Source organism: Polaribacter dokdonensis, assembly GCF_024362345.1.
GTDB lineage: Bacteria > Bacteroidota > Bacteroidia > Flavobacteriales > Flavobacteriaceae > Polaribacter > Polaribacter dokdonensis.
On record NZ_CP101505.1, the window covers coordinates 2,241,914 to 2,264,704 of the forward strand.

Here is a 22,791-nt window from a genome sequence, read left to right on the forward strand (position 1 = left end):
AATGAAACAAAAACATTTATTATTAATTTTAATTTTTGGAACGCTTATTGTTGCTTGTAAAAAAGAAAAATCTTTAGAAGAATATATGATTAACTCCTGGCAAACTACTTACATGAAAATAGAAATGCCAACGTATGAAAAGTCAGATTCTTTATATGTTTATGAAGATAAGTTTGACAATAATCCAGAGTTAGTTGCGCAATCTACTTATAATGCAGATGGTACATTTAATGCTTGGTTTGTAAACCCTAAAGGAGAGAAAGTTTCAGAATCTTCAGGTAATTGGAGTGTAAAAAACGATTCACTTTTTGTAGATTTCTTCTATAATAATAGAGATATAAAAGTAGGATATCAAATTACAGAAACAGAAGAAGGTTTTACTGGTAAAAGTAAATTTGATTGGGATAATGATGGTGAACTAGATGATTTTCTATTGATGAAAACAAAACGAATTAAAATACAATAAGGTTGTTCAAAATAAAAAATGTTTCTTTAAGAATCCGCATCTTTTTATCGATGATAATTTTGGTGCTTTTGGCATCAATATTAATACTAGTGGTTACAGTAATTCAGTATGATGAGCAAACCAAAGACTACAATATTCAACGTTTTGAAAGAAAGGAAGCTACAACTATAGAAACCATAAACTTAGAGCTTACCAACAAAACTAGTTACCCTGTAAATACCAAAAACTTGGCAATGATTTTCCAAGAACGTGTTTATGAAATATCATCAATTAACAAATTAAACGTATCCATTTTTGATTTACATGGTAATTTATTGGTTTCTTCTAAAACCAATGCTTTCGAAGAAAACAAAACAAAGCCACTTTCTTATGAGACTTTAAATGACTTGTCTCAAAACTCCAATCATAGAATTTTTAAAAGTAGAGAAGTAGAAGGTGATGGATATCAATCCTCATATACATACATCAACGATCCTAAATTTAAACGAATAGGAATACTAGAATTACAATTTACGCAAGACAATTCAGAAATAGAGTATGAGTTAGAAGAGTTTATTAAAAGGCTAAGTTTGGTTTACATTTTAATGTTTTTAATAGCAATTGCTTTGGCCTATTTCTTATCAAGTTACATTACAAGATCTATCAATTCAATTTCAGATAGAATGCAACAAACGCGTTTAAATGAAAGAAACGAAAAAATAATGTTGGGTTCAGCAAGCTCAGAAATAGAGGTTTTGGTAGATGCTTATAATAGTATGATAGATCAGCTAGAAGAAAGTGCAGCAAAATTGGCAAAAAGTGAGCGTGAGCAGGCTTGGAGAGAAATGGCAAAACAAGTAGCACATGAAATTAAAAATCCGCTTACACCAATGAGACTTACAGTGCAAAGTTTTGAGCGTAAGTTTAATCCTGATGATGAAAATATAAAAGAAAAACTAGCAGAATATAGTCAAACATTAATTCAGCAAATAGATGTAATGAGTTCTATTGCCTCTGCATTTTCAGATTTTGCAAAAATGCCAAGTCAGAAAAGAGAACGTATAAATGTAGTAAGTGTAGTAAAACTTGCCCTAGATATTTTTAACGAAGATTATATAAGTTACTTGCCAAGTGAAGATGAAATATATGCCAATTTAGATAAAACGCAATTAATTAGAATTGTAAATAATTTGGTAAAAAACGCAACACAAGCTGCAGATAAAGAGGAAAATCCGTTAATAGAAGTTAAAGTTATTTCTGATGCAAAAAATGTAACTATTTTAGTATCTGATAATGGAAAAGGAATTGCTGATGATGTGAAAGATTTAATCTTTGAGCCAAAATTTACCACAAAAACAAGTGGAATGGGTCTTGGTTTAGGAATGATAAAAAACATTATAGAGGCTTATGATGGCTCTATTTCATTTACGTCTAGAGTTGGAGAAGGTACCGTTTTTACTGTAATTTTGCCAAAAGAATAAAATAATCATACAATAACTTAAAGGATATAAAATGAGTTTTAATAATATTTTAGTAGATAAAAATGATGCGTTAGCACAGATTACCATCAACAGACCAAAAAAGTTAAATGCATTAAATAAAGAAACAATTACAGAACTAAGCACAGCTTTTACAGATTTAGAAAATGATGAAGTTGTAAGAGTAATTATTTTAACGGGTTCAGGAGAAAAAGCATTTGTAGCAGGTGCAGATATTTCTGAATTTGCTAACTTTTCTGTAGAAGAAGGTGGAGTACTAGCAAGAAAAGGTCAAGAAATGTTGTTTGACTTGGTAGAAAACTTATCAAAACCAGTAATTGCAGCAGTAAATGGTTTTGCTTTAGGTGGTGGTTTAGAATTGGCAATGTCATGTCATTTTAGAATTGCATCAGACAATGCAAAAATGGGATTACCAGAAGTTTCATTAGGTGTTATACCTGGTTATGGAGGTACACAACGTTTATCTCAATTAGTAGGTAAAGGTAAAGCTATGGAGCTTGTAATGACTGCTGGAATGATTCCTGCAGATGAGGCATTATCTTTAGGGTTGGTAAACCATGTAACTACCCAAGAAGAACTAGTGCCACTTGCCAATAAATTAGCAAGTAAAATTATGAGAAATTCATCTGTTGCTATTTCAGGCGCCATTAAAGCAATTAATGCCAATTACAAAGAAGGTGTAAATGGTTATGATGTAGAAATAGAAGAGTTTGGTAATTGCTTTGGAACAGAAGATTTTAAAGAAGGTACTACAGCTTTCCTAGAAAAAAGGAAACCTAATTTTCCAAATAGATAGATAAAAAAAAACGAGCCTATTAAGGCTCGTTCTTTTTTTTGGCGAAAAGTATATACTTAGATTTTAAACTGATTTATATAACTTCTATTATTATTTCTAATAATTACTTTATACTCACCTTTTTGCTCACTATCTAATTTATAAACTCGATTTAAAATTGCTTCAGAAACAACAGTTTCAGAAAGAATTACTTCATCATTAAAGAATAAAGTAACTTGTAATGGCTTTTTATCAAAAGCTATTTTACTAATCATTAATGTGTTTGCCTGGTTTCTTACAACTGGCTTAAAGATTTTTCTTTCTGATGTTTTGTCAAAAATAATTTCGTTTTCTTTTACCTTAACAGACTTAATGATTATTTCAAAGTCTTTTTCTAATTCTAAAGTGTAGTTTCCATTTTCTAATTTAGAAAAATCAAAAACTTTTACTAAATCACCTTTCTTTTCTACTTGCTCAGTATGTAAAATAATACCTGCACTGTTTTTAATAATTAATTGATGACCTTTCTTAGCGTCTTTAAATGCTACTTTAATTGTTTTTGCATCTAAGTTAGCTTCTAAATTTGCGTTGTTTGCGTAGTTTACCAATGTTCCTAACATTAAAACTACTACTAGTACTCTTGTTTTAATTGACTTCATAACTTATTGTATTTAGTTAAATTGTTTTATTTATATTTTGTAAACATTTCATAATTAGAAGAATAAAATCTAATACTTAAAAATGTTTCTTCTTTTTATAAATACAGGTTTGTGTTTTGTTGTATTTATTTTTGTGCAAAGTTACAGGTGAAATACAGTCTGAAAAACAACAGAATTGGCAATTTTATATGCTAAATTAACAAAATACCTTATGTTAAGAACTTGTTAAGTTAATTTAGCATAGAATATTGATAATTTTATATAGATAGTCTTAGTAATGTGTTGTATTTTTGCAGTATGATACAAAAGAAACCAACTTTAGAAAAAATTACGCCCAATTTTGGTAGTTCATTGTTGGTTAAAAAACATGAGGAGTTCTTAAAGACCAATATTCCTTTTTGGCATTTTCATCCAGAGATAGAATTAGTATATGTAAATAAAGGAAAAGGGAAAAGACATATAGGTAATCATTTAAGTTACTTTAATAATAGCCAGTTGGTTTTAATTGGTTCTAATTTGCCTCATATAGGGTATATAGATCGTTTAACAACCAATGGTTCTGAAACTCTAATTCAGTTTTTACCAGATTTTTTAGGAAAAGATTTTTTTAAAATTCCAGAAATGGCTGCTATTGATGCCTTGTTTGAGCGTGCGAAAAAGGGTATTCGATTTAATATAGAAATTAAGCAAAGAATTGGAGCTAAAATTGAGAAGTTAGTAGAGTTAGAAGGTGCTGCAAGAATTACATCATTTATAGAAATTCTAAATGATTTAGCAACCACAGATGACTATACCTTATTAAATGCAAATGGTTACGCTTTCGAAAGTGCTCATCAAGACAGTGATAAAATTGAAATGGTGTACAAACACATCAATAAAAATTTTAAAGAGCACATTAGTTTAGATGAAATTGCAGAAATTGTAAGCATGACTGTACCTGCATTTTGTAGATATTTCAAGAAAACAACAGGTAAAACATTTACAAAGTTGGTTAATGAATATAGAGTTGTACATGCCACAAAATTACTAGCTGAAAGTAATATGAGTATTACAGATGTAAGTTTTGAATGTGGTTTTAACAATTTCTCTCACTTTAATAAACTATTTAAAGAGTTTACAGGCAAAAGCGCTTCAATATATAGAAGTGAAATGAAAGATTTAATTCAATAATAAATGGCTTTAACTTCAGAAAAAAATATTAAAAAAGCACTAGAGTATTATACTTTTAAAAGTAAACAACTTAAAGCGTTTATAAACGAAAACAACAATTTAACCGTAGAACAAATTATAGAATCTGGTAAAGAACTAGAAATATTAGAGTATAAAATTACAGCTTTAGAAGTTGTAGAAGAAAATTAAAGCTCTAATTTTCCATTCCACTCATTGTAGAATTGTTTTAGAAAACCTTCCATATATTCATGTCTGTTTTCTGCAATCTTTTTTCCTGCATCAGTATTCATTTCATCTTTTAAAAGCAATAACTTTTCATAAAAGTGATTAATAGTTGGTGCTTTAGAGTTTTTATACTCTTCTTTGGTCATATTTAAATTGGGTTGTACTTCTGGGTCATACAATGCTCTATTTTTAAAACCACCATAATTAAAACAACGTGCAATTCCAATAGCACCAATAGCATCTAATCTATCAGCATCTTGTACAACCTGTAATTCTTTAGAATTAAATTGATTTTTATTTTCTTCTAGAGAATTTTTGAAAGATATATTCTTAATAATTTTAACTACGTGTTTACCAATCTCTTTTGGTACATTTTGTTCAATAAGAAACTTTGTTGCTTTTTTAGGGCCTAATTTCTCATTTCCATTATGAAATTTAGGATCAGCAATATCATGCAGTAATGCAGCCAAAGAAACTACAAAAGCATCTACTTTTTCATCTCTAGCAATTAATAAAGTATTTCTAAATACACGTTCTATATGAAACCAATCATGGCCTCCTTCAGCGTCTTTTAATTCTTCTTTAACAAATGCAATTGTATTTTGTATTACTTCTTCTTGATTCATCTTTAATTTCTTAAGCGCAATTCTTTTTTAATTTGGTTATATTCAAAATACATAGCAAAGAACATAGGTGCAAAGAATAAAGGCAAAAAAGTATGAAAAGTCATACCTCTATCTACTGTAGAAAAAACAGCAAAAATTATCATTAAAAAAACTAAAACACCTTGTATAATTAAAATTGTTTTTTGTTTTTTTAATTTTTTTTCTAGTTCAGGTTTTGTGTAAGTTGAATATTGAGAGGCCATAGATTTTATAAAAATACAAAATCCACTTTATAGAAAGTGGATTTTGGTTTGTTTCTTAATACGTAAAGATTAACAGTGCTCTTCGTAAGCAGCAGCTAAGTTTTGTGCAATCATTTGTGCAGAACGACCTTCAATATGATGTCTTTCTAACATGTGCACTAAATTACCATCTTTAAATAAGGCAATTGCAGGCGATGAAGGTGGAAAAGGAATCATAAATTCTCTAGCTTTTTGAGTAGATTCTTTTTCTACACCAGCAAAAACTGTAGTTAAATTGGTTGGTGTTTTGTCTGCACCTAAAGAAGCAATAGCTCCAGGTCTTGCAGTACCAGCTGCACAACCACATACAGAGTTTACCATTACTAAAGTAGTACCTTCCTTAGACATTGCGTTTTCAACATCTTCACTTGTATATAATGCTTCAAAACCAGCGTTAATTAACTCATCACGCATTGGTTTTACTAATTCTTCTGGATACATAATTAATTATTTAGACTGCAAATATAATCAATCTAAAAGCAAAATTCAACTGCAAAATCATACTTCTATCAATGTATTAATCAATTAAATTGATGTTAGAAATTACCAGCATTAATCCTGATGTTTGTTTATATTTGAAGCTAAAATTTAAAAAGAGCATGAATAGTTTTTCTAAATGGTTAGGAGCAGGTTTAGGTTTTACGTTAGGAGGCCCAATAGGAGCAGCAATTGGTTTTGCAATTGGTAGTTTTGTAGACGGTTTTACACTAGACGAATTTAAACAAGAACAATTAGATTATGATAAAAATCGTAAGCCAAAAGGGAGTTTTAGAAGAGCAAATACGCAATCTGGAGATTTTGAAATGAGTCTTCTTGTTTTAGCATCGATTGTTATAAAATCTGATGGTAAAATAGATCAACGTGAATTAGATTTTGTGCGTTCTCAGTTCTTAAATATGTATGGTAAACAACGTGCAAATAATGCATTTAAATTGTTTAAAGGTATAGTTAAGAAACAAATTTCTGCACGTCAAGTGTGTATTCAAATTAGAGAGCATATGTCTCATTCTGCTCGTTTACAATTGTTACACTTTTTATTTGGTATTGCTAAAGCAGATGAGTTTGTAACTAAAAATGAGGTAGAAGAAATTCGTAAAATTGCAGGTTACTTATACATCAATCAAAATGATTATGAATCTATTAAAGCCATGTTTTATAATGAGTCTGATAATTCTTATAAAATTTTAGAGATTACAAAAAGTGCAACTAATGATGAGGTTAAATCTGCATACAGAAAAATGGTAAAAAAATACCATCCAGATAAAGTGCAAGATTTAGGAGAAGAGCACATAAAAGGCGCAAAAGAAAAATTTCAAAGCATACAAACTGCCTACGAAAACATTAAAAGCGAAAGAGGCATGTAAGTTCTATACTGCCTGAAAAAAACTACAATATTTGATGTAAAATAAGGAAACTTTAATTTTAAGTTACCACACTTAAAAATTACTAGAAAATCCTTAATTTCGCAGTCTCATTAAAAATGAGGCAAAATGAAAGCGAAAACTTTAATTTTTAGAGTCTTATCTGCTTTAAAAGATAGGTTTCTAAAATAGATAAAGTTTGTATGGCATCATGAATTAAAATAAAAAAAATCCAGATGAAATTTCCTGAATACAAAGGACTAGATTTACCAAAAGTAGCAGAAGAAATCTTAAATTCTTGGCAAGAGAAAAATATATTCGAAAAAAGCATTACATCTAGAGAAGGTGCAGAACCTTTTATATTTTTTGAAGGGCCACCTTCAGCAAATGGTCTTCCAGGAGTTCACCATGTTTTAGCAAGAGCAATCAAAGATATTTTTCCTAGATACAAAACCATGAAAGGTTTTCAGGTAAAAAGAAAAGCAGGTTGGGATACTCATGGTTTACCAATAGAATTAGGTGTAGAGAAAGAATTAGGAATTACAAAAGAAGATATTGGTAAAAAAATATCTGTAGAAGATTATAATGCAGCTTGTAGAAAAGCGGTTATGAGATACACAGATATCTGGAATGATTTGACTCAGAAAATGGGATATTGGGTAGATATGGAAGATCCATATATTACTTATGAACCAAAATATATGGAGTCTGTTTGGTGGTTATTAAAACAGATTTATAACAAAGAATTAATATACAAAGGGTATACAATTCAACCTTATTCACCAAAAGCAGGTACAGGTTTAAGTTCTCACGAATTAAATCAACCAGGTACCTATCAAGATGTAACAGATACAACAGTTGTTGCTCAATTTAAAGCGATAAATGAAACCTTACCAGATTTTTTACAAAATGAAGGTGATATTAATTTCATTGCTTGGACTACAACTCCTTGGACATTGCCAAGTAATACAGCCTTAACTGTTGGGCCAAAAATTGAATATGTTTTAGTAGACACTTATAATCAATATACTTTTGAACCTGTAAAAGTAATATTAGCTAAAAACTTAATTAGCAAACAATTTGGAGGTAAAAATGCCTTTGAAGTTGAAACTGCTGATGAATTAAAAGCATATAAATCAGGAGAAAAGAAAATTCCTTTTTACGTTGTAAAAGAATTTATAGGTAAAGATTTGGTAGGTATAAAATACGAGCAATTGTTAGATTATGCTTTACCAAATGATAATCCTCAAGATGCTTTTAGAGTAATATCAGGAGATTTTGTAACTACAGAAGATGGTACAGGAATTGTACACACAGCACCAACTTTTGGGGCAGATGATGCTTTAGTATCTAAACAGGCATCACCAGAAATTCCACCATTATTAGTAAAAGATGAAAATGACAATTTAGTTCCTTTAGTAGATTTACAAGGTAAATTTAGACCAGAGGTTAAAGATGATATTTATGGTTTTGCAAATGAATATGTAAAATCTGAATATTTAACTGAAGATGATCTTGCTTCAGAATTAAAAACGCAACAAGAGAAATTAAAAGACGTTCTAAAAAATCAGAAACAGTATTTATCTGTAGATGAACGTTTAGGGTTAAAATTAAAGAATGAAAACAAAGCGTTTAAAGTAGAAAAATACAAGCACAGTTACCCAAATTGTTGGAGAACAGATAAGCCAATTTTATATTATCCATTAGATTCTTGGTTTATTAAAATTACTGATGTAAAAGATAGAATGCATGAGCTAAACAAAACCATAAACTGGAAACCAGAATCTACAGGAACTGGGCGTTTTGGAAATTGGTTGGCAAATGCAAACGATTGGAACTTGTCTAGATCTCGTTATTGGGGAATTCCATTACCAATTTGGAGAACAGAAGATGGTAAAGAAGAAATCTGTATTGGTTCTGTAGAAGAATTAAAATCAGAAATGGCAAAAGCTATAGAAGCTGGAGTTTTAGACAAAGATATTTTTGAAGATTTTGAAGTAGGCAATATGTCTGATGAAAACTATGCTAAAATAGATTTACATAAAAACATTGTAGATGAAATTACCTTAGTTTCTGCTACAGGAAAACCTATGAAACGTGAATCTGATTTAATAGATGTTTGGTTCGATTCTGGCTCTATGCCTTATGCTCAATGGCATTATCCTTTTCAGAATAAAGAATTGGTAGATACTACTTGGAGAAAAGCAGATTTTATTGCAGAAGGAGTAGATCAAACCAGAGGTTGGTTCTATACATTACATGCAATTGCAACAATGATTTTTGATGACGTTGCTTATAAAAATGTAGTATCTAATGGTTTAGTTTTAGATAAAAACGGACATAAAATGTCTAAACGTTTAGGTAATGCAGCAGATCCTTTCGAAACTTTAGGCAAATATGGAGCAGATGCCACAAGGTGGTATATGATTTCTAATGCCAATCCTTGGGATAATTTAAAGTTTGATTTAGAAGGAATTGAAGAAGTAAAACGTAAGTTTTTTGGAACTTTATACAACACCTATTCTTTCTTTAGTTTATATACAAATATTGATGGTTTTGCTTACAAAGAAGCAGATGTTGTTTTAAATGAAAGACCAGAATTAGACAGATGGATTTTATCTGAATTACATACTTTAATAAATAAAGTAGATAAATTTTATTCAGATTATGAGCCAACAAGAGCTGCAAGAGCAATTTCAGATTTTACGCAAGAATACTTAAGTAACTGGTATGTACGTTTAAGTAGAAGACGTTTTTGGAAAGGTACTTATGAAACAGATAAAATTTCTGCTTATCAAACCTTATATACTTGTATGACAACAGTTGCCAAATTAGCAGCACCAATTGCTCCATTTTTTATGGATAGATTGTATCAAGATTTAAATTCGGTAACTAATAAGGAAACTTCAGAAAGTATTCACTTATCAGATTTTCCGAAATTTGATGAAAGCTTTGTAGATAAGAGTTTAGAGCGTAAAATGGAGAACGCACAAACTATTTCATCTCTAGTATTATCACTTAGAGCAAAAGAGAAAATAAAAGTACGTCAGCCATTACAGAAAATTATGATTCCTGTTGATAATACTCAACAGAAAGAAGAAATTTTAGCTGTAGAAAACTTAATAAAACACGAAGTAAATATTAAAGAAATCCAATTAATGGAAGACGCTTCAGATATTTTAATCAAACAAATAAAGCCTAATTTTAAAGCTTTAGGCCCAAAGTTTGGTAAAGACATGCGTTTTATAGCTGCTGAAGTTCAGAAGTTTACTCAAGAAGATATTAACAAAATAGAGAAAGATAAAAACATTTCTATAGAAGTTAATGGTAAAAATATTATTTTAGAAGCCTCAGATGTAGAAATATCATCTAAAGATATAGAAGGTTGGTTAGTGGCAAATGAAGGTTCATTAACTGTGGCTTTAGATGTTACTATAACAGAAGATTTACGTAAAGAAGGTGTAGCCAGAGAATTGGTGAATAGAATTCAAAATGCACGTAAAGATGCTGGTTTAGAAGTAACAGATAAAATAAAATTAACGGTTTTAAATTACGATAATTTACAACAATCTATAACTGATAATAAAGACTACATTATGAGTGAGACATTAACTAAAGAATTGGTTTTTGTTGATGAGTTAGAAGAAGGTACAGACATAGAGTTTGATACCATTGAAAGTAAAATATTAATCGAAAAAATTTAGGAACATGCCAGATGTTAAAGTAAAATATTCTGAAGAAGATCTTCAAGAATTTAAGGCAATCATCGAAAAGAAAATTGCAAGAGCAAACGAAGATTTAGAGTTGTTAAGAGCAGCTTATAAAAATGATGCAAATAATGGTACAGATGATACTTTATCATCATTTAAATCTTTTGATGAAGGTTCAGATGTTATGAATAAAGAAGCAAATGTGCAATTGGCTATAAGACAAGAAAAATTTATTAGAGACCTAAAAAACGCTTTATTACGTATAGAAAACAAAACGTATGGTGTTTGTAGAGTTACTGGTAAATTAATCCAGAAAGAGCGTTTAAAATTAGTACCTCATGCAACGTTAAGTATTGAGGCTAAAAGAGCTCAGTAATAATTAGTAAAAAATTTATAAAGCTTCTTTTTAAGAAGCTTTTTTTTATGAAAAAAAAATTAATTCTCATATGTATTTGTTTTTCTACTGCGATTTTTTCGCAGAAAAAAGTGATGAAAAGTTTGCAAACAAATGCATCTGAAATTAACATTTACACCAAAGGTTTAGACAATATCATTTTAGAAAATTCATCTAACAATTTTCTAGAAGTTATTTTAGAAGCTAAAAGTTATGATGAACAATTAATTAAAATTGATGAAAATGATAAGCAAGTTGCTATTAATTTCGATTTTGAAGGAACAGAAACAAGAGAGGTAATTTTTAGAAAATTTATTACAAAACGCTTGCAAAGAGCAACTGCCATTGTAAAGATACCTAAAGGAAAAAAAGTATATGTTTTTGGTGAAAATGTAGATATAGAAAGCAATAATCTTATAAATGATTTAGCCATTTATATAGACAATGGAATTGTTAAACTGAACAATATTTTACAAAAAACGCTTCTTAAATTATATTCTGGTAATGTGTATGCAACTACAAAAAACACAGATACTAAAATAATATCTAACCTTGGTAAGATAAATGTTGATGATGAATTGTATGAGAAATTATATGAAAATCAACCTACAATTAGTAATCGTAAACTAGAGATAATTACCATAAAAGGGAATATTTTTATTGCAAAAGAGGATTACTAAAAACTTGATAGAGGTAATTTTAAAAATTATCTTAATTTAGTAGAAATCAATTTTACGTATGCAAACTTTAGATTATATCATCATCGCTTTAAAAGTAATTGTTTCATTAAGTATTTTAAATGTTTGGCTAATTCAGCCTAAAAAGAACACAAAATGGAGAGGTGGAGATGCAACAACAATTATAGAGGAATTTAACTGTTATGGCTTATCAAAAACAATATGCTATATCATAGGTTTTCTAAAAGTTAGTTTGGCAATTTTATTATTGGTTTCAATAAAATTTGAGGAATTAACCATAGTTTCAAGTTTAGGGCTAGCAACTTTATTATTAGGGTCAATTTTAATGCATCTTAAAATAAAAGACCCTTTATTTAAGTCTTTCCCAGCATTTCTATTTGTAGTTATGAATTTAATTATTGCCTACTTCTCTTACTAGAAAAATTTATAAAAAGTTTTTAAAGCGATAAATAAGTTGATCGCTGCAAACGTAAAAGCAGGTGAAGATTTTATAAAATTATCTTTAATTTTTAAACGAACTATAAAGCCAGCAAGCATTAACAAGAACAATCCAGAAGAAGCCAACAATAACAATAACGGATTGTAATAATAACCAACTAACAGACCAATAGCACCCAGTATTTGTAAAACACCAATTAGTTTTCTAAAATTAGGTAGTTTATATCTAATAAACTCTGCAATTATAAATGCTGATGTAAAACAAGTAATACCAAAGTAAAAAAAGCAAAGACTAGAAAAGAAAACGAGTATTAAAAGTAGATTCAAAAGAAAGTTTTTTTAAAGATAAATTAAAATCATCTTAGATTTATAAATTTATGAAAAAGTTTAAAAAAGCTGAGTTATAGGTAGAAAATTTAATCTTTAATTTTTTCATAATAATATCACTATTTTTGTGACTTTAAAATTAAAAAAATGTCTAAAAAAGCGCTGGCTATTCTTACTATTCTAATTGCAATTGTATTAGATCAAGTTATTAAAATCTATGTAAAAACTCATTTTATATTAGGTGAAGAGGTTTTAGTATTCGATTGGTTTAGAATACACTTTGTAGAGAACAATGGTATGGCTATGGGTTTTGAGTTTGGAGGAAAAACAGGTAAACTTTTTCTAACTTTATTTAGAATTGTAGCTGTTGGTTTAATTATTTATTGGTTAAGTAACAATATTAAAAGAAAGGTACATAATGCAGTAATAATAGGTATTTCTTTAATATTTTCAGGTGCTGTTGGTAATATTATAGATTCTGTTTTTTATGGTGTTATTTTCGATCATCCAAAACATAGTGTAGCTACTTTATTCCCAGAAACTACAGATGGTGAGTTCTTTTATGGTAAAGTTGTAGATATGTTTTACTTTCCTATTTGGGAAGGTATTTTACCAGATTGGATTCCTTTTGTTGGTGGAGAAATGTATACGTTTTTTCAATACATTTTTAATCCTGCAGATTCTTACATAACTATTGGTGTAGCATTATTATTTATTTTTAGCAAGCAAGCATTTCCTAAAGAAGAGAAAAAAGAAACCAAGACTGTAGATGCCTAAAATAGCGCTTTAATTTTCTTGTTGATTAGGTGTAAATAAAAGACCAAATGTGTCTGTTTAATTCTACATAAAAGTTATTTTTGTGTATGAACACTTCTTTAGAGCTTCAAATTAAAACACTGCCTTCTTCTCCAGGAGTTTATCAATATTTTGATAAAGAAGAAAAACTGATTTATGTTGGTAAAGCCAAAAATTTAAAGAAACGAGTATCTTCTTATTTTACAAAAACACATGATAGTGGAAAAACTAGAGTTTTAGTAAAAAACATTAACACAGTAAAACACATTGTTGTTAATACAGAAACAGACGCACTTTTATTAGAAAATAACCTTATAAAAAAATACAAACCTAAGTACAATGTACTTTTAAAGGATGATAAAACCTATCCTTGGATTTGTATCAAAAAAGAACGTTTTCCAAGAGTTTTTATGACAAGAAGAGTTATTAAAGATGGCTCTGAATATTTTGGGCCTTATACTTCTGTTAGAACCATTAAAGCACTTTTAGAGCTCATAAAAGAATTATATACACTTAGAACTTGTAAGTACGATTTAAGTAGAGAAAAAATAAATACAGGTAAATATAAAGTCTGTTTAGAATATCATTTAGGAAATTGTTTAGGACCTTGTGAAGCTTTAGAAACTGAACAGCATTACAATAATTCCATAAAAGAAATTCGAAACATTATTAAAGGTAATTTTAAAGAAAGCCTGGAAAGACTTAATGCTTTAATGATGGGTTTTGCAGAAAAAATGGAGTTTGAAAAAGCGCAGAGAATTAAAGAAAAGTTAGACAGACTAAGCAACTATCAAGCAAAAAGCACTATTGTAAATCCTTCTATTAATAATGTAGATGTATTTTCTATTATATCAGATAAAACCCATGGCTATGCCAATTTTATAAAGATTTCTAATGGATCTATTATACAATCTCATACCACAGAAATAAAGAAAAAATTAGAAGAGTCAGACAAAGAATTACTAGAACTTTTCATTTTCGAAATCAGACAAAGATACAATTCAACTTCACCAGAAATTTATGTTCCTTTTCAAGTAAATATTGGTGAAGATGTTAAGGTTACTATACCAAAAGTAGGTGATAAAAAGAGAATTGTAGAACTGTCTGAAAGAAATGCCAAATACTATAAGTTAGAGCAGTTAAAACAGATTAAAATTGTAGATCCTGATAGGCATGTGAAAAGAATTATGGCTCAAATGAAGGCAGATTTGCGTTTAAAAGAAGAGCCAAGACATATTGAGTGTTTTGATAATTCTAATATACAAGGTACAAATCCTGTTGCTGCATGTGTGGTTTTTAGAGATGGAAAACCAAGTAAAAAAGAATACAGACATTACAATATAAAAACCGTTGTTGGGCCAGATGATTTTGCTTCTATGGAAGAGGTTGTTTTTAGAAGATATAAACGATTGCTTACTGAAGGCGAATCTTTACCACAACTAATTATTGTTGATGGTGGAAAAGGACAATTATCGTCAGCCGTAAAAAGTTTAGAAATTTTAGGTTTACGTGGTAAAATTGCAATTATTGGTATTGCCAAACGTTTAGAAGAAATCTATTATCCAGATGACCCGATACCTTTATATCTAGATAAAAAATCTGAAACCTTAAAGATTACTCAGTTTTTAAGAAATGAGGCTCATAGATTTGGTATTACATTTCATAGAAATAAAAGAAGTAAAAGTGCCATTCAAAGTGAGTTAGAACAAATACCAGATGTTGGCAAACAAACTATTACAACTTTATTACGTAAATTTAAATCCGCAAAACGAGTAAAAGAAGCTAATATAGAAGAGCTAAAAGCGGTTATTGGTAATGCAAGAGCATTAAAAGTCTATAATTTTTACCATTCAAAAAAAGACAATGAAAAATAAACTTATTTTAATTTTATTACTCCCTTGGTTTGTTTTCGCTCAGCAAACACAACCTAAAGTAGGTTTAGTTTTGAGTGGTGGAGGTGCAAAAGGTTTTGCACATATTGGTGTTTTAAAAGAAATAGATAAAGCTGGTATTCAGTTAGATTATATTGCAGGCACAAGTATGGGTGCTATTATTGGTGGCTTATATGCTGCTGGTTATTCTGCAGTTCAAATAGAAGATATTGTTGTAAATACAGATTTTATGACATTACTAAGAGATCAAATTCCTAGAAGTTCAGAAACGTTCTTCGAAAAAGAATATGGTGAAAAAACGGTTATAACTCTGCCTGTAAATAATGGTAAAATTGGTTTTCCTAGAGGTATTTCTAAAGGACAAAATGTATTAAATCTACTCTTAGAATTATTTGATTCTTTAGATGGCAACCAAGATTTTTCTAAACTAGCAACACCATTTTTTTGTATTGCAACAGATGTAGAAAATGGTAACCCTATAGTTTTAGAAAGCGGTTCATTACCTATTGCATTAAGAGCAAGTGGTTCTTTTCCTTCATTATTAAACCCAGTAGAAGTAGGTGATAAACTTTTAGTTGATGGTGGAATTGCCAATAACTTTCCTGTAAGTATTATGAAAGATAAAGGAATAGATATTGTAATTGGTGTAGATGTAGAAGGCAAACTCTTTCAGAAAGAAAAAATTAATTCTGTTGTTGCTTTGCTAAATCAAATTGTTAGCTATCAAATGTATAATAAGTCTGATGAAGAAATTAAAAAATTAGACGTTTACATACACCCAGAAATTTACGATTTCTCTGTAGTAGATTTTGAAAGAAAAGAAGAAATTTTAGAAAAAGGAGAACTTGCAGCTAAAAAATATACTAAAGTTTTTGAAGAAATTGCAGCCAAACAAACTATTAAAAAGAAACGTACAGATATAGAAATAAATACCAGTAAAATGTTAATATCAGATATTGCATTAACGGGTAATAATAATTATACAAGGTCTTATGTTTTAGGAAAATTAAACATTTTAGAAGGTGATAGTTTGTCTAGACAAGAAGTTACAAAGAGAATTCATTTACTTTCTGCAACTAGAAATTATAATAAAATTGAATATAATTTTATTAAAAAAGTAGACGGTTCTTATCTCTTAAATTTTAATTTAACAGAATCAAATGAGAAAGCCAATTTAAAATTAGGCGTGCATTATGATTTTTTATATAAATCTGGAGTGTTAGCTAACTACAATCACAAGCGTCTTTTTGGTAAGAATGATATGCTTGCTGTAGATTTTATTTTAGGCGATAATTTAAGATACGATTTAAATTATTTTGTAGATAATGGATTTTATATTAGTTACGGAATTAGATCTAGATACGATCATTTTAGAGCAAACTCGAAGTTTAATTTAGTAATAACTGATGAATTTGATATAAATAATATAAATATTAAATATACAGATATAACCAATCAATTATACTTACAAACCACCTTTGGTAGAAAGTTTGCAATTGGTTTAGGTTTAGAACATAAGTATATAAAAATAAGTACAGAAACTATTGTTGTGAATAGTGGAGAAACTATTTTAGATAACAGTGAGTATCTTAATGCATTTGGTTATATTAAGTTAGATACTTATGATCAAAAATATTTTGTTACTAAAGGATATTTTGCAGATTTAAGAGCAAAATGGTTTATCAATTCAACAAACCATAATCAAAATTTTAAACGTTTTCTACAAACTAGAGGAACTTTAGGTTTTGCAACTACTTTTTTCGATAAACTTACATTTCAATTAACCAATGAAGCTGGTTTTACTTTTGATAACCCAGATTCTAGCATTTTTGATTTTTATCTTGGTGGATATAACCAAAACTATATCAACACTTTTACTCGATTTTATGGTTATGATTTTGCAGAGCTTTCAGATCTTTCTTACGTAAAATCAGAACTAAATATTAGATATCGTTTTGCAGACAGACATTATGCAAATTTTATTGCCAATTATGCAAGGTTAGATACCAATGTGTTTAAAGACATCGATTTGTTTACAGATATCAAATCTGGTTATGCAGTAGGGTATAGCTATAACAGTATTATTGGACCAATTGAATTAAAATACGCTTGGTCTCCAGATACCAAACAGAATTTTTGGTTGTTTAATCTAGGTTTTTGGTTCTAAAAATTAAACTTTAGTACTTAAATAGAACTCTTCATAAGTTTCCAATAAATTCATAAGGGCTTTCATTAAATCTTTTGTTTCTAAAAGAATACTAAAGTAAAGCGTTGTGTTTTTAGGACTTGTTTCATCTGTCCTGATTCTTGCAACTTGCTTTTCTATAGACAAGGAAACATTGCTTAATAATTCTCTTTTTTGAATTAATAAAGGATTTAAATCATCAAACTTACGCTCCTTAAAAATAGTAGAAATTATACCTAAAATAGTACTTAACTCATTATTAATAAGCTTTAAATCTTTAATCTGACCTTTCTTTAAATTCTTATGATTATTATTTACGTGCTTAAAACTTGCTCTAGAAATGTAACTTATAGATTGAGCAGCATCTTGTAAATAACCTAAAATTGAAATATAAAACTTACTTGCTTGTACAGAGGTTTCATCTAAAGATTTAATGAAATAGAAAACATTGTCTTTTAAGTCATCAATCTCATCATTTAATTTTTCTACATGCTTATCTGTTTTTCTAAGCTTATTTAAATCATGATTTGCCAAATCATTTACAACATGAGTATATAATTTATCAATTCTAGTTGCAACTTCAGAAACGTGTCCAGAACTTTCATCAATAACGCCATTAATGGTAATTAACTCAGATCTTTCTATGTATGTTTTTCTTTTTATTTCTTGCGTCTTTTTTCTATGGGCTATAGAGTTTTTTGTAATTAAAGCTGCAACTGCCACTAGCAAAATAGGAATAAAAATAATATGTAAATGAATTAAATAAGCTACAATACCTGCAGCTACAAAAGCTACTAAAGCTGTTAAAAACCAACCACCAATTACATTTAAAACTCCTGCAACTCTATAAACTGCACTTTCACGACCCCAAGCTCTATCTGCCAAAGATGTGCCCATTGCTACCATAAATGTAACGTAGGTTGTAGATAAAGGTAATTTCATAGATGTTGCTATAGAAATTAAAACACTAGCCATAACTAGGTTTACAGATGCTCTTACCAAATCAAAGGCAGGCATTTCTATAGTTTTATCATTAGGTAATTTTACACTTGGTTTTTCAAATTTTGAGTTAATGAATGTTTTTGTTTTTTCAGGAAGTACATAATTAATACCAACGTTTACAAACATTGCAAAACGAACAACAACTCTTGAAACATTGTTGGGCTGAAATTTTTCATGACCTTCACCTTGTCTAGATAAGTTAATTCCTGTTTCAATAACAGATTTGGCTTTAGAAGAGGTCCATAAAGTAATAACCATTATTAAACCAGCCAACAATAATAGCCAAACATTAGACTTTACTTTTGCAGCTAAACTAGCCATAGAAAATACTTCTGCATCAACACCAGAAACACTCCATGTTTCGTAAGAATTTAGGGCAGCAATTGGCACTCCAATAAAGTTTACTAAGTCATTACCAGCAAAAGCCATTGCTAAAGAAAATGTACCAATACCAATAATTAACACAAGAATATTTAGTTTAAATATTTTAGTTAATAAGTAAGATAAAACCGTCCAAAGTATAAAGCTTATGGCAATAATACTTATGGTGTTACCTTCCATTACATGTGCAATATTTTCGTAAAAGTCAGTACCTTTTAATCCTTTTATTATGATAAAATAAGTAATTGCTGTAATTGCAAAACCACCAAACAAAGAATTAATATACGTAGGTCTGCTCGCAAAATTAAACGAGTAAATAAGTCTAGAAAAATACTGTACAATAGCACCCACACTAAATGCAACCACTACAGAAAGTAAAATTCCTAAAATAATGTCTGTTGCAGTATCATAATTAATGTATTTCCAAATAGAGGCAATTCCTTCAGCATCATTCTGAGATATTTTTATAAAAGCAATAACCACAGCAGAACCTAACAATTCAAACACAATAGAAACTGTTGTAGAGGTTGGCATCCCTAATGAATTAAAGAGATCCAATAATAGAATATCTGTAATCATTACTGCCATGAAAATAAACATCACATCCTGAAAAACAAACATGCTTGGGTTAAAAATTCCTTTTCTAGCAACCTCCATCATTCCACTAGATGAAACAGCACCAAAGAATACTCCAACACTGGCAATTATCATAATATTTCTTACAGAAATTGCTTTAGAACCAATAGCAGAATTTAAGAAGTTTACAGCATCATTACTAACACCTACTACTAAATCTACAATAGCTAAAGCTGCTAAAGCAACTAGCATTAACACATAAGGATCTCCCATTTTTGGCGATTATTTTTATATGGCAACAAAGTTAAATACACAGCAAGTTGATAATGTTATCTTAATGTTATGAAATTTATGCCCAAATTACAGGGGTAAATTTATCATTTTTATTTGTAACACTAAGGTTTTAAGAGTTTTAAAAATAAATCAACATTAATTTCTTCATTAACGTTTGCTTAACAGGTTTTTAACCCAACCATAATTTATTCCTAACAATCAATTTACAGATGTGGAGGTACTTTTGCAACGAAAATTTATTTATAAGAAATGAAGAAATTACTATTTATAACTTTACTATGTTTAAGCCAATTGATAAATGCTCAAGATAAGGGTACTTTAAAAGGTTTATTAACAGATAAAGAAACTAACAATGAACCATTACCTTTTGCAAATGTGATAATTAAAGGTACTACCATAGGTACAACTACAGATTTTGATGGTAATTATACATTATCTGTTCCTGCAGGTAATCATATTGTTGTTTTTAGTTTCTTAGGATATAAAGCAGTTGAAAAATCATTTACAATTGCTGCAAATGAAACAGTAACTATCAACCAGTTAATGTCTGCAGAAGAGGGTGTTGCTTTAGATGATGTTGTAATTAGAGCAACTACTAAAAAAGATAATGCAAATGCTTTACTATTAGAACAAAAGAAAGCCACAGTTATAAAAGAAAGTATTGGTTCTCAAGAATTAGCAAAGCAAGGTGTAAGTGATGCAGCTGGTGCTGTATCAAAAATATCTGGTGTTTCTAAACAAGAAGGTTCTAGTAACGTATATGTTCGAGGTTTAGGAGATAGATATTTGAATACTACTATGAACGGTTTATCATTACCTTCTAATGATGTAAACAAAAAGAATATAGATTTAAATTTATTTCAATCAGAAGTTATACAGAGTGTTTCTATTAGTAAAGCATATTCGCCAGAATTTTATGGAGATTTTGCTGCAGGTAATGTAAATATCGTGTCTAAAGAGTATAAAGGAGATGGCTTTTTTGATGTTTCTGTTGGTACAGGAGTAAATACTAGAGCTGCAGGTAAAGACTTTAAGAAAACAAAAGGCTCAGGTCATGTTGGTTTTTTCAGAAGATATGAGCATAACCCATTTGCTCAGGTTTTATCTCATGGTATTGACCCTGAAAATGGAGGGGAGCCAATTAACTTAAATATCGGTTTAAGTGGAGGTAAATCTTACGATCTTGGAGAAGAATCACGTTTAAGTTTATATGCAACAGCATCGTTTCAAAACGGTTATGAGTATAGAGAAGGACCAGCAGTAGATTTTACAAATGTTTTTAAAGTAAGATACCCAACAGCTCAAGAATTTGAATACACTACAGCAACAACTGTAATGGGTAATGCACTTTATAAAATAAATGATAATCATCAATTAAAATACACATCTATGTTCTTAAACAGTTCATCAGATCAAGTAGGTTATTTTGGTGTAAATGGTTTAGGTGAAAACAGAGATGCTATTTTAGACACAGACCAAGGTTTCTTTCAATTAAACGTTCAGTTTAATCAAGATTTAATTTTTGTAAATCAACTTACAGGTGAGCATGATTTTTATAATGCTACAGATGAAGATCCAGAATTTAAATTAACTTGGGGAATTGGTTTTAACAACGTTTTCTCTCATGAACCAGATAGAAGAAGAATGAGTTTAGAGAATTATCAATATTCGTTAGATAATGATCCAACAACAAATGCATCTTTCTACAACAATATTGTGTTTGATAACCAAAGATACTTTCAAAAAATTATTGATTCTGAATTTAATAGCAGACTTAATTTAGAACAAACTATTTCAGATAACTTTAGTTTAAACTATGGTTTTAGTGGTCGTAGAAAAACACGTGATTTTGAAAACATACGTTATGGGTACGATTTTTTAACACCTCATGTACAAGTTGCAGATCCAAGTAGAATTGATGATATAATTAACCTACAAAATTTTGGAGTTGTTTATAATACAGAAGTTTTTAAAGCAATAGATCCAAGTTTTGGTACAACTAACCTACCAGGTTTGAATGAAAATACATATTCAGGAACACTTAATGTTTATGGTGCATCTATAAATGGTGTGGTTAATGTAAATGAAAAATTAACAGTAGTACCTGGTATTAGATTAGAATCTTTTCAGCAAGAAATTAGTTATGATGTAATTAACATCAACCCTAATGATCCTAAATTTAGAAAAGCAGAGGAAGTATTTTGGTTGCCTTCATTAAATGTAAAATACGCTTTAAACGATACTCAGAATTTACGTTTCACTTTTAGTAAAACTGTTTCTGTACCAGAATTTAAAGAAGTAGCACCATTTGTTTACGAAGGTGTAACCCAGAGAATTGGTGGTAACCCAGATTTATTAGATAACCCAACATTTTCAGATGTATTTAATATTGACTTAAAATACGAATGGTTTATCAATAGAGGAGAAGTATTGTCTTTAAGCGCTTTTGGTAAACAAATTAATAATCCTGTAAACTTAGTAATTGCTAGTGATGCAACAGGTGTACAACGTTATTTTAGAACAGGAGACAAAGCAACTATTTTAGGTTTAGAGTTAGAGGCTAGAAAAAATTTAATTACAGATGAAGATGATAATGCACAACTTTCTGCAGGTTTCAACTTTACATACATGCATACAGAACAAGATTTATATGCAAATGTTAATGGACAATCTTTTTCAACTTCATTTAATAGAGCTACAGACCAATTACAAGGTGCGTCTCCAATTTTAGTAAATGCAAACTTAAACTATAGCCCAACAAAATGGGAAAACTACAAACCAACAGCAACACTAGTATTCTCTTATTTCGCAGATAGGATTGATGCTTTAGGCTCTGGACAAATTGGAAATATTGTGGAAAAATCTGTACCAACATTAGATTTCGTTTGGAAAAATAATATTGGCGAAAATATTGAAATCAACTTTAGTGCAAGCAATATTTTAGATCCTTCCATAGAAAGAGTTAGAGAAGGTACACCTTTAGGAGATATTGTTTTATCTGGATATAAAAGAGGTAGCAACATCAGCTTAGGCTTCAATTATAAATTTTAATCAAAAA

Annotated in this window: 20 protein-coding genes; 14 read left to right on the forward strand and 6 right to left on the reverse strand. The window is 29.3% G+C overall.

Annotated features, from left to right (window positions below; genetic code table 11):
• Position 1 precedes the first annotated feature (1 nt).
• Genes LPB302_RS10010 through LPB302_RS10020 form a run of 3 tightly spaced genes read left to right on the forward strand, consistent with a single transcriptional unit; the run spans position 2 to position 2,740 of the window.
• Positions 2-466, forward strand: coding sequence for a hypothetical protein (locus LPB302_RS10010; protein ID WP_053973680.1), 465 nt, complete (start codon positions 2-4; stop codon positions 464-466).
• 50 nt (positions 467-516) lie between these two features.
• Complete coding sequence (locus LPB302_RS10015) at positions 517-1,926, forward strand: sensor histidine kinase (RefSeq protein ID WP_053973679.1); 1,410 nt, start codon at positions 517-519, stop codon at positions 1,924-1,926.
• A 31-nt stretch (positions 1,927-1,957) separates the two neighbouring features.
• A complete protein-coding gene (locus tag LPB302_RS10020; protein WP_053973678.1) occupies positions 1,958-2,740 on the forward strand; it encodes an enoyl-CoA hydratase/isomerase family protein in 783 nt (260 codons plus the stop codon).
• A 56-nt stretch (positions 2,741-2,796) separates the two neighbouring features.
• Here the strand turns inward: LPB302_RS10020 and LPB302_RS10025 are convergent, their stop codons facing one another.
• Positions 2,797-3,378, reverse strand: a complete 582-nt coding sequence (locus LPB302_RS10025; RefSeq protein ID WP_053973677.1) for a hypothetical protein — start codon at positions 3,376-3,378, stop codon at positions 2,797-2,799.
• 297 nt (positions 3,379-3,675) lie between these two features.
• Between LPB302_RS10025 and LPB302_RS10030 the strand changes: the two genes are divergently transcribed.
• Positions 3,676-4,548: an AraC family transcriptional regulator gene (locus tag LPB302_RS10030; RefSeq protein WP_053973676.1), complete on the forward strand. Its 873-nt coding sequence runs from the start codon at positions 3,676-3,678 to the stop codon at positions 4,546-4,548.
• A 3-nt stretch (positions 4,549-4,551) separates the two neighbouring features.
• The gene (locus LPB302_RS10035) at positions 4,552-4,737 is read left to right on the forward strand and encodes a hypothetical protein (protein WP_053973675.1); all 186 of its coding nucleotides are present in this window, start codon (positions 4,552-4,554) and stop codon (positions 4,735-4,737) included.
• On the opposite strand, the gene LPB302_RS10040 is transcribed toward LPB302_RS10035, so the two are convergent.
• From LPB302_RS10040 to LPB302_RS10050, 3 genes are all read right to left on the reverse strand, one after another.
• Positions 4,734-5,399, reverse strand: coding sequence for an HD domain-containing protein (locus LPB302_RS10040; protein ID WP_053973674.1), 666 nt, complete (start codon positions 5,397-5,399; stop codon positions 4,734-4,736). The genes LPB302_RS10035 and LPB302_RS10040 overlap by 4 nt on opposite strands.
• A 2-nt stretch (positions 5,400-5,401) precedes the next feature.
• Positions 5,402-5,641: a hypothetical protein gene (locus LPB302_RS10045; RefSeq protein ID WP_053973673.1), complete on the reverse strand. Its 240-nt coding sequence runs from the start codon at positions 5,639-5,641 to the stop codon at positions 5,402-5,404.
• A 69-nt stretch (positions 5,642-5,710) separates the two neighbouring features.
• Positions 5,711-6,121, reverse strand: a complete 411-nt coding sequence (locus tag LPB302_RS10050; RefSeq protein ID WP_015481640.1) for a BrxA/BrxB family bacilliredoxin — start codon at positions 6,119-6,121, stop codon at positions 5,711-5,713.
• A 158-nt stretch (positions 6,122-6,279) separates the two neighbouring features.
• Here LPB302_RS10050 and LPB302_RS10055 point away from each other — a divergent pair, with 158 nt between their 5' ends.
• The 5 genes from LPB302_RS10055 (at position 6,280) to LPB302_RS10075 (ending at position 12,261) form a co-directional block, all read left to right on the forward strand.
• Complete coding sequence (locus LPB302_RS10055; RefSeq protein ID WP_053973672.1) at positions 6,280-7,044, forward strand: TerB family tellurite resistance protein; 765 nt, start codon at positions 6,280-6,282, stop codon at positions 7,042-7,044.
• 227 nt (positions 7,045-7,271) lie between these two features.
• Positions 7,272-10,745 (forward strand): isoleucine--tRNA ligase, encoded by a 3,474-nt coding sequence (ileS, locus tag LPB302_RS10060; RefSeq protein WP_143032686.1) that lies wholly within the window; start codon positions 7,272-7,274, stop codon positions 10,743-10,745.
• A gap of 4 nt (positions 10,746-10,749) precedes the next feature.
• Positions 10,750-11,127: a TraR/DksA family transcriptional regulator gene (locus LPB302_RS10065; protein WP_053973670.1), complete on the forward strand. Its 378-nt coding sequence runs from the start codon at positions 10,750-10,752 to the stop codon at positions 11,125-11,127.
• A 113-nt stretch (positions 11,128-11,240) separates the two neighbouring features.
• A complete protein-coding gene (locus LPB302_RS10070) occupies positions 11,241-11,825 on the forward strand; it encodes a hypothetical protein (RefSeq protein WP_053973669.1) in 585 nt (194 codons plus the stop codon).
• A 58-nt stretch (positions 11,826-11,883) separates the two neighbouring features.
• Positions 11,884-12,261, forward strand: coding sequence for a DoxX family protein (locus LPB302_RS10075; protein ID WP_053973668.1), 378 nt, complete (start codon positions 11,884-11,886; stop codon positions 12,259-12,261).
• Here the strand turns inward: LPB302_RS10075 and LPB302_RS10080 are convergent.
• Positions 12,258-12,608, reverse strand: a complete 351-nt coding sequence (locus tag LPB302_RS10080) for a DoxX family protein (protein ID WP_053973667.1) — start codon at positions 12,606-12,608, stop codon at positions 12,258-12,260. The two genes, LPB302_RS10075 and LPB302_RS10080, sit on opposite strands and share 4 nt — an antisense overlap.
• 147 nt (positions 12,609-12,755) lie before the next feature.
• Here LPB302_RS10080 and LPB302_RS10085 point away from each other — a divergent pair, with 147 nt between their 5' ends.
• From LPB302_RS10085 to LPB302_RS10095, 3 genes are all read left to right on the forward strand, one after another.
• Positions 12,756-13,385 carry a lipoprotein signal peptidase gene (locus LPB302_RS10085; RefSeq protein WP_053973666.1) on the forward strand — a complete coding sequence of 210 codons (630 nt, stop codon included), beginning with the start codon at positions 12,756-12,758 and terminating at the stop codon, positions 13,383-13,385.
• Between the two features lie 86 nt (positions 13,386-13,471).
• The gene (uvrC, locus tag LPB302_RS10090; protein ID WP_053973665.1) at positions 13,472-15,277 is read left to right on the forward strand and encodes an excinuclease ABC subunit UvrC; all 1,806 of its coding nucleotides are present in this window, start codon (positions 13,472-13,474) and stop codon (positions 15,275-15,277) included.
• Positions 15,267-17,462: a patatin-like phospholipase family protein gene (locus LPB302_RS10095; protein ID WP_053973664.1), complete on the forward strand. Its 2,196-nt coding sequence runs from the start codon at positions 15,267-15,269 to the stop codon at positions 17,460-17,462. Before uvrC ends, LPB302_RS10095 begins: the two co-directional genes overlap by 11 nt.
• Positions 17,463-17,465: 3 nt before the next feature.
• Here LPB302_RS10095 and LPB302_RS10100 read toward each other — a convergent pair whose 3' ends face one another.
• Positions 17,466-19,712 (reverse strand): inorganic phosphate transporter, encoded by a 2,247-nt coding sequence (locus LPB302_RS10100; RefSeq protein WP_053973663.1) that lies wholly within the window; start codon positions 19,710-19,712, stop codon positions 17,466-17,468.
• A gap of 270 nt (positions 19,713-19,982) precedes the next feature.
• Between LPB302_RS10100 and LPB302_RS10105 the strand changes: the two genes are divergently transcribed.
• Positions 19,983-22,784 carry a TonB-dependent receptor gene (locus LPB302_RS10105; RefSeq protein WP_053973662.1) on the forward strand — a complete coding sequence of 934 codons (2,802 nt, stop codon included), beginning with the start codon at positions 19,983-19,985 and terminating at the stop codon, positions 22,782-22,784.
• The last annotated feature ends 7 nt before the right edge of the window (positions 22,785-22,791 follow it).

Excerpts from the sequence above, each read along its gene's own strand:
- LPB302_RS10010 (WP_053973680.1), top strand. The coding sequence starts at position 2 with ATGAAACAAAAACATTTATTATTAATTTTAATTTTTGGAACGCTTATT.
- LPB302_RS10015 (WP_053973679.1), top strand. The coding sequence starts at position 517 with ATGATAATTTTGGTGCTTTTGGCATCAATATTAATACTAGTGGTTACA.
- LPB302_RS10020 (WP_053973678.1), top strand. The coding sequence starts at position 1,958 with ATGAGTTTTAATAATATTTTAGTAGATAAAAATGATGCGTTAGCACAG.
- LPB302_RS10025 (WP_053973677.1), bottom strand. The coding sequence starts at position 3,378 with ATGAAGTCAATTAAAACAAGAGTACTAGTAGTAGTTTTAATGTTAGGA.
- LPB302_RS10030 (WP_053973676.1), top strand. The coding sequence starts at position 3,676 with ATGATACAAAAGAAACCAACTTTAGAAAAAATTACGCCCAATTTTGGT.
- LPB302_RS10035 (WP_053973675.1), top strand. The coding sequence starts at position 4,552 with ATGGCTTTAACTTCAGAAAAAAATATTAAAAAAGCACTAGAGTATTAT.
- LPB302_RS10040 (WP_053973674.1), bottom strand. The coding sequence starts at position 5,399 with ATGAATCAAGAAGAAGTAATACAAAATACAATTGCATTTGTTAAAGAA.
- LPB302_RS10045 (WP_053973673.1), bottom strand. The coding sequence starts at position 5,641 with ATGGCCTCTCAATATTCAACTTACACAAAACCTGAACTAGAAAAAAAA.
- LPB302_RS10050 (WP_015481640.1), bottom strand. The coding sequence starts at position 6,121 with ATGTATCCAGAAGAATTAGTAAAACCAATGCGTGATGAGTTAATTAAC.
- LPB302_RS10055 (WP_053973672.1), top strand. The coding sequence starts at position 6,280 with ATGAATAGTTTTTCTAAATGGTTAGGAGCAGGTTTAGGTTTTACGTTA.
- LPB302_RS10065 (WP_053973670.1), top strand. The coding sequence starts at position 10,750 with ATGCCAGATGTTAAAGTAAAATATTCTGAAGAAGATCTTCAAGAATTT.
- LPB302_RS10070 (WP_053973669.1), top strand. The coding sequence starts at position 11,241 with ATGAAAAGTTTGCAAACAAATGCATCTGAAATTAACATTTACACCAAA.
- LPB302_RS10075 (WP_053973668.1), top strand. The coding sequence starts at position 11,884 with ATGCAAACTTTAGATTATATCATCATCGCTTTAAAAGTAATTGTTTCA.
- LPB302_RS10085 (WP_053973666.1), top strand. The coding sequence starts at position 12,756 with ATGTCTAAAAAAGCGCTGGCTATTCTTACTATTCTAATTGCAATTGTA.
- uvrC (WP_053973665.1), top strand. The coding sequence starts at position 13,472 with ATGAACACTTCTTTAGAGCTTCAAATTAAAACACTGCCTTCTTCTCCA.
- LPB302_RS10095 (WP_053973664.1), top strand. The coding sequence starts at position 15,267 with ATGAAAAATAAACTTATTTTAATTTTATTACTCCCTTGGTTTGTTTTC.
- LPB302_RS10100 (WP_053973663.1), bottom strand. The coding sequence starts at position 19,712 with ATGGGAGATCCTTATGTGTTAATGCTAGTTGCTTTAGCAGCTTTAGCT.
- LPB302_RS10105 (WP_053973662.1), top strand. The coding sequence starts at position 19,983 with ATGAAGAAATTACTATTTATAACTTTACTATGTTTAAGCCAATTGATA.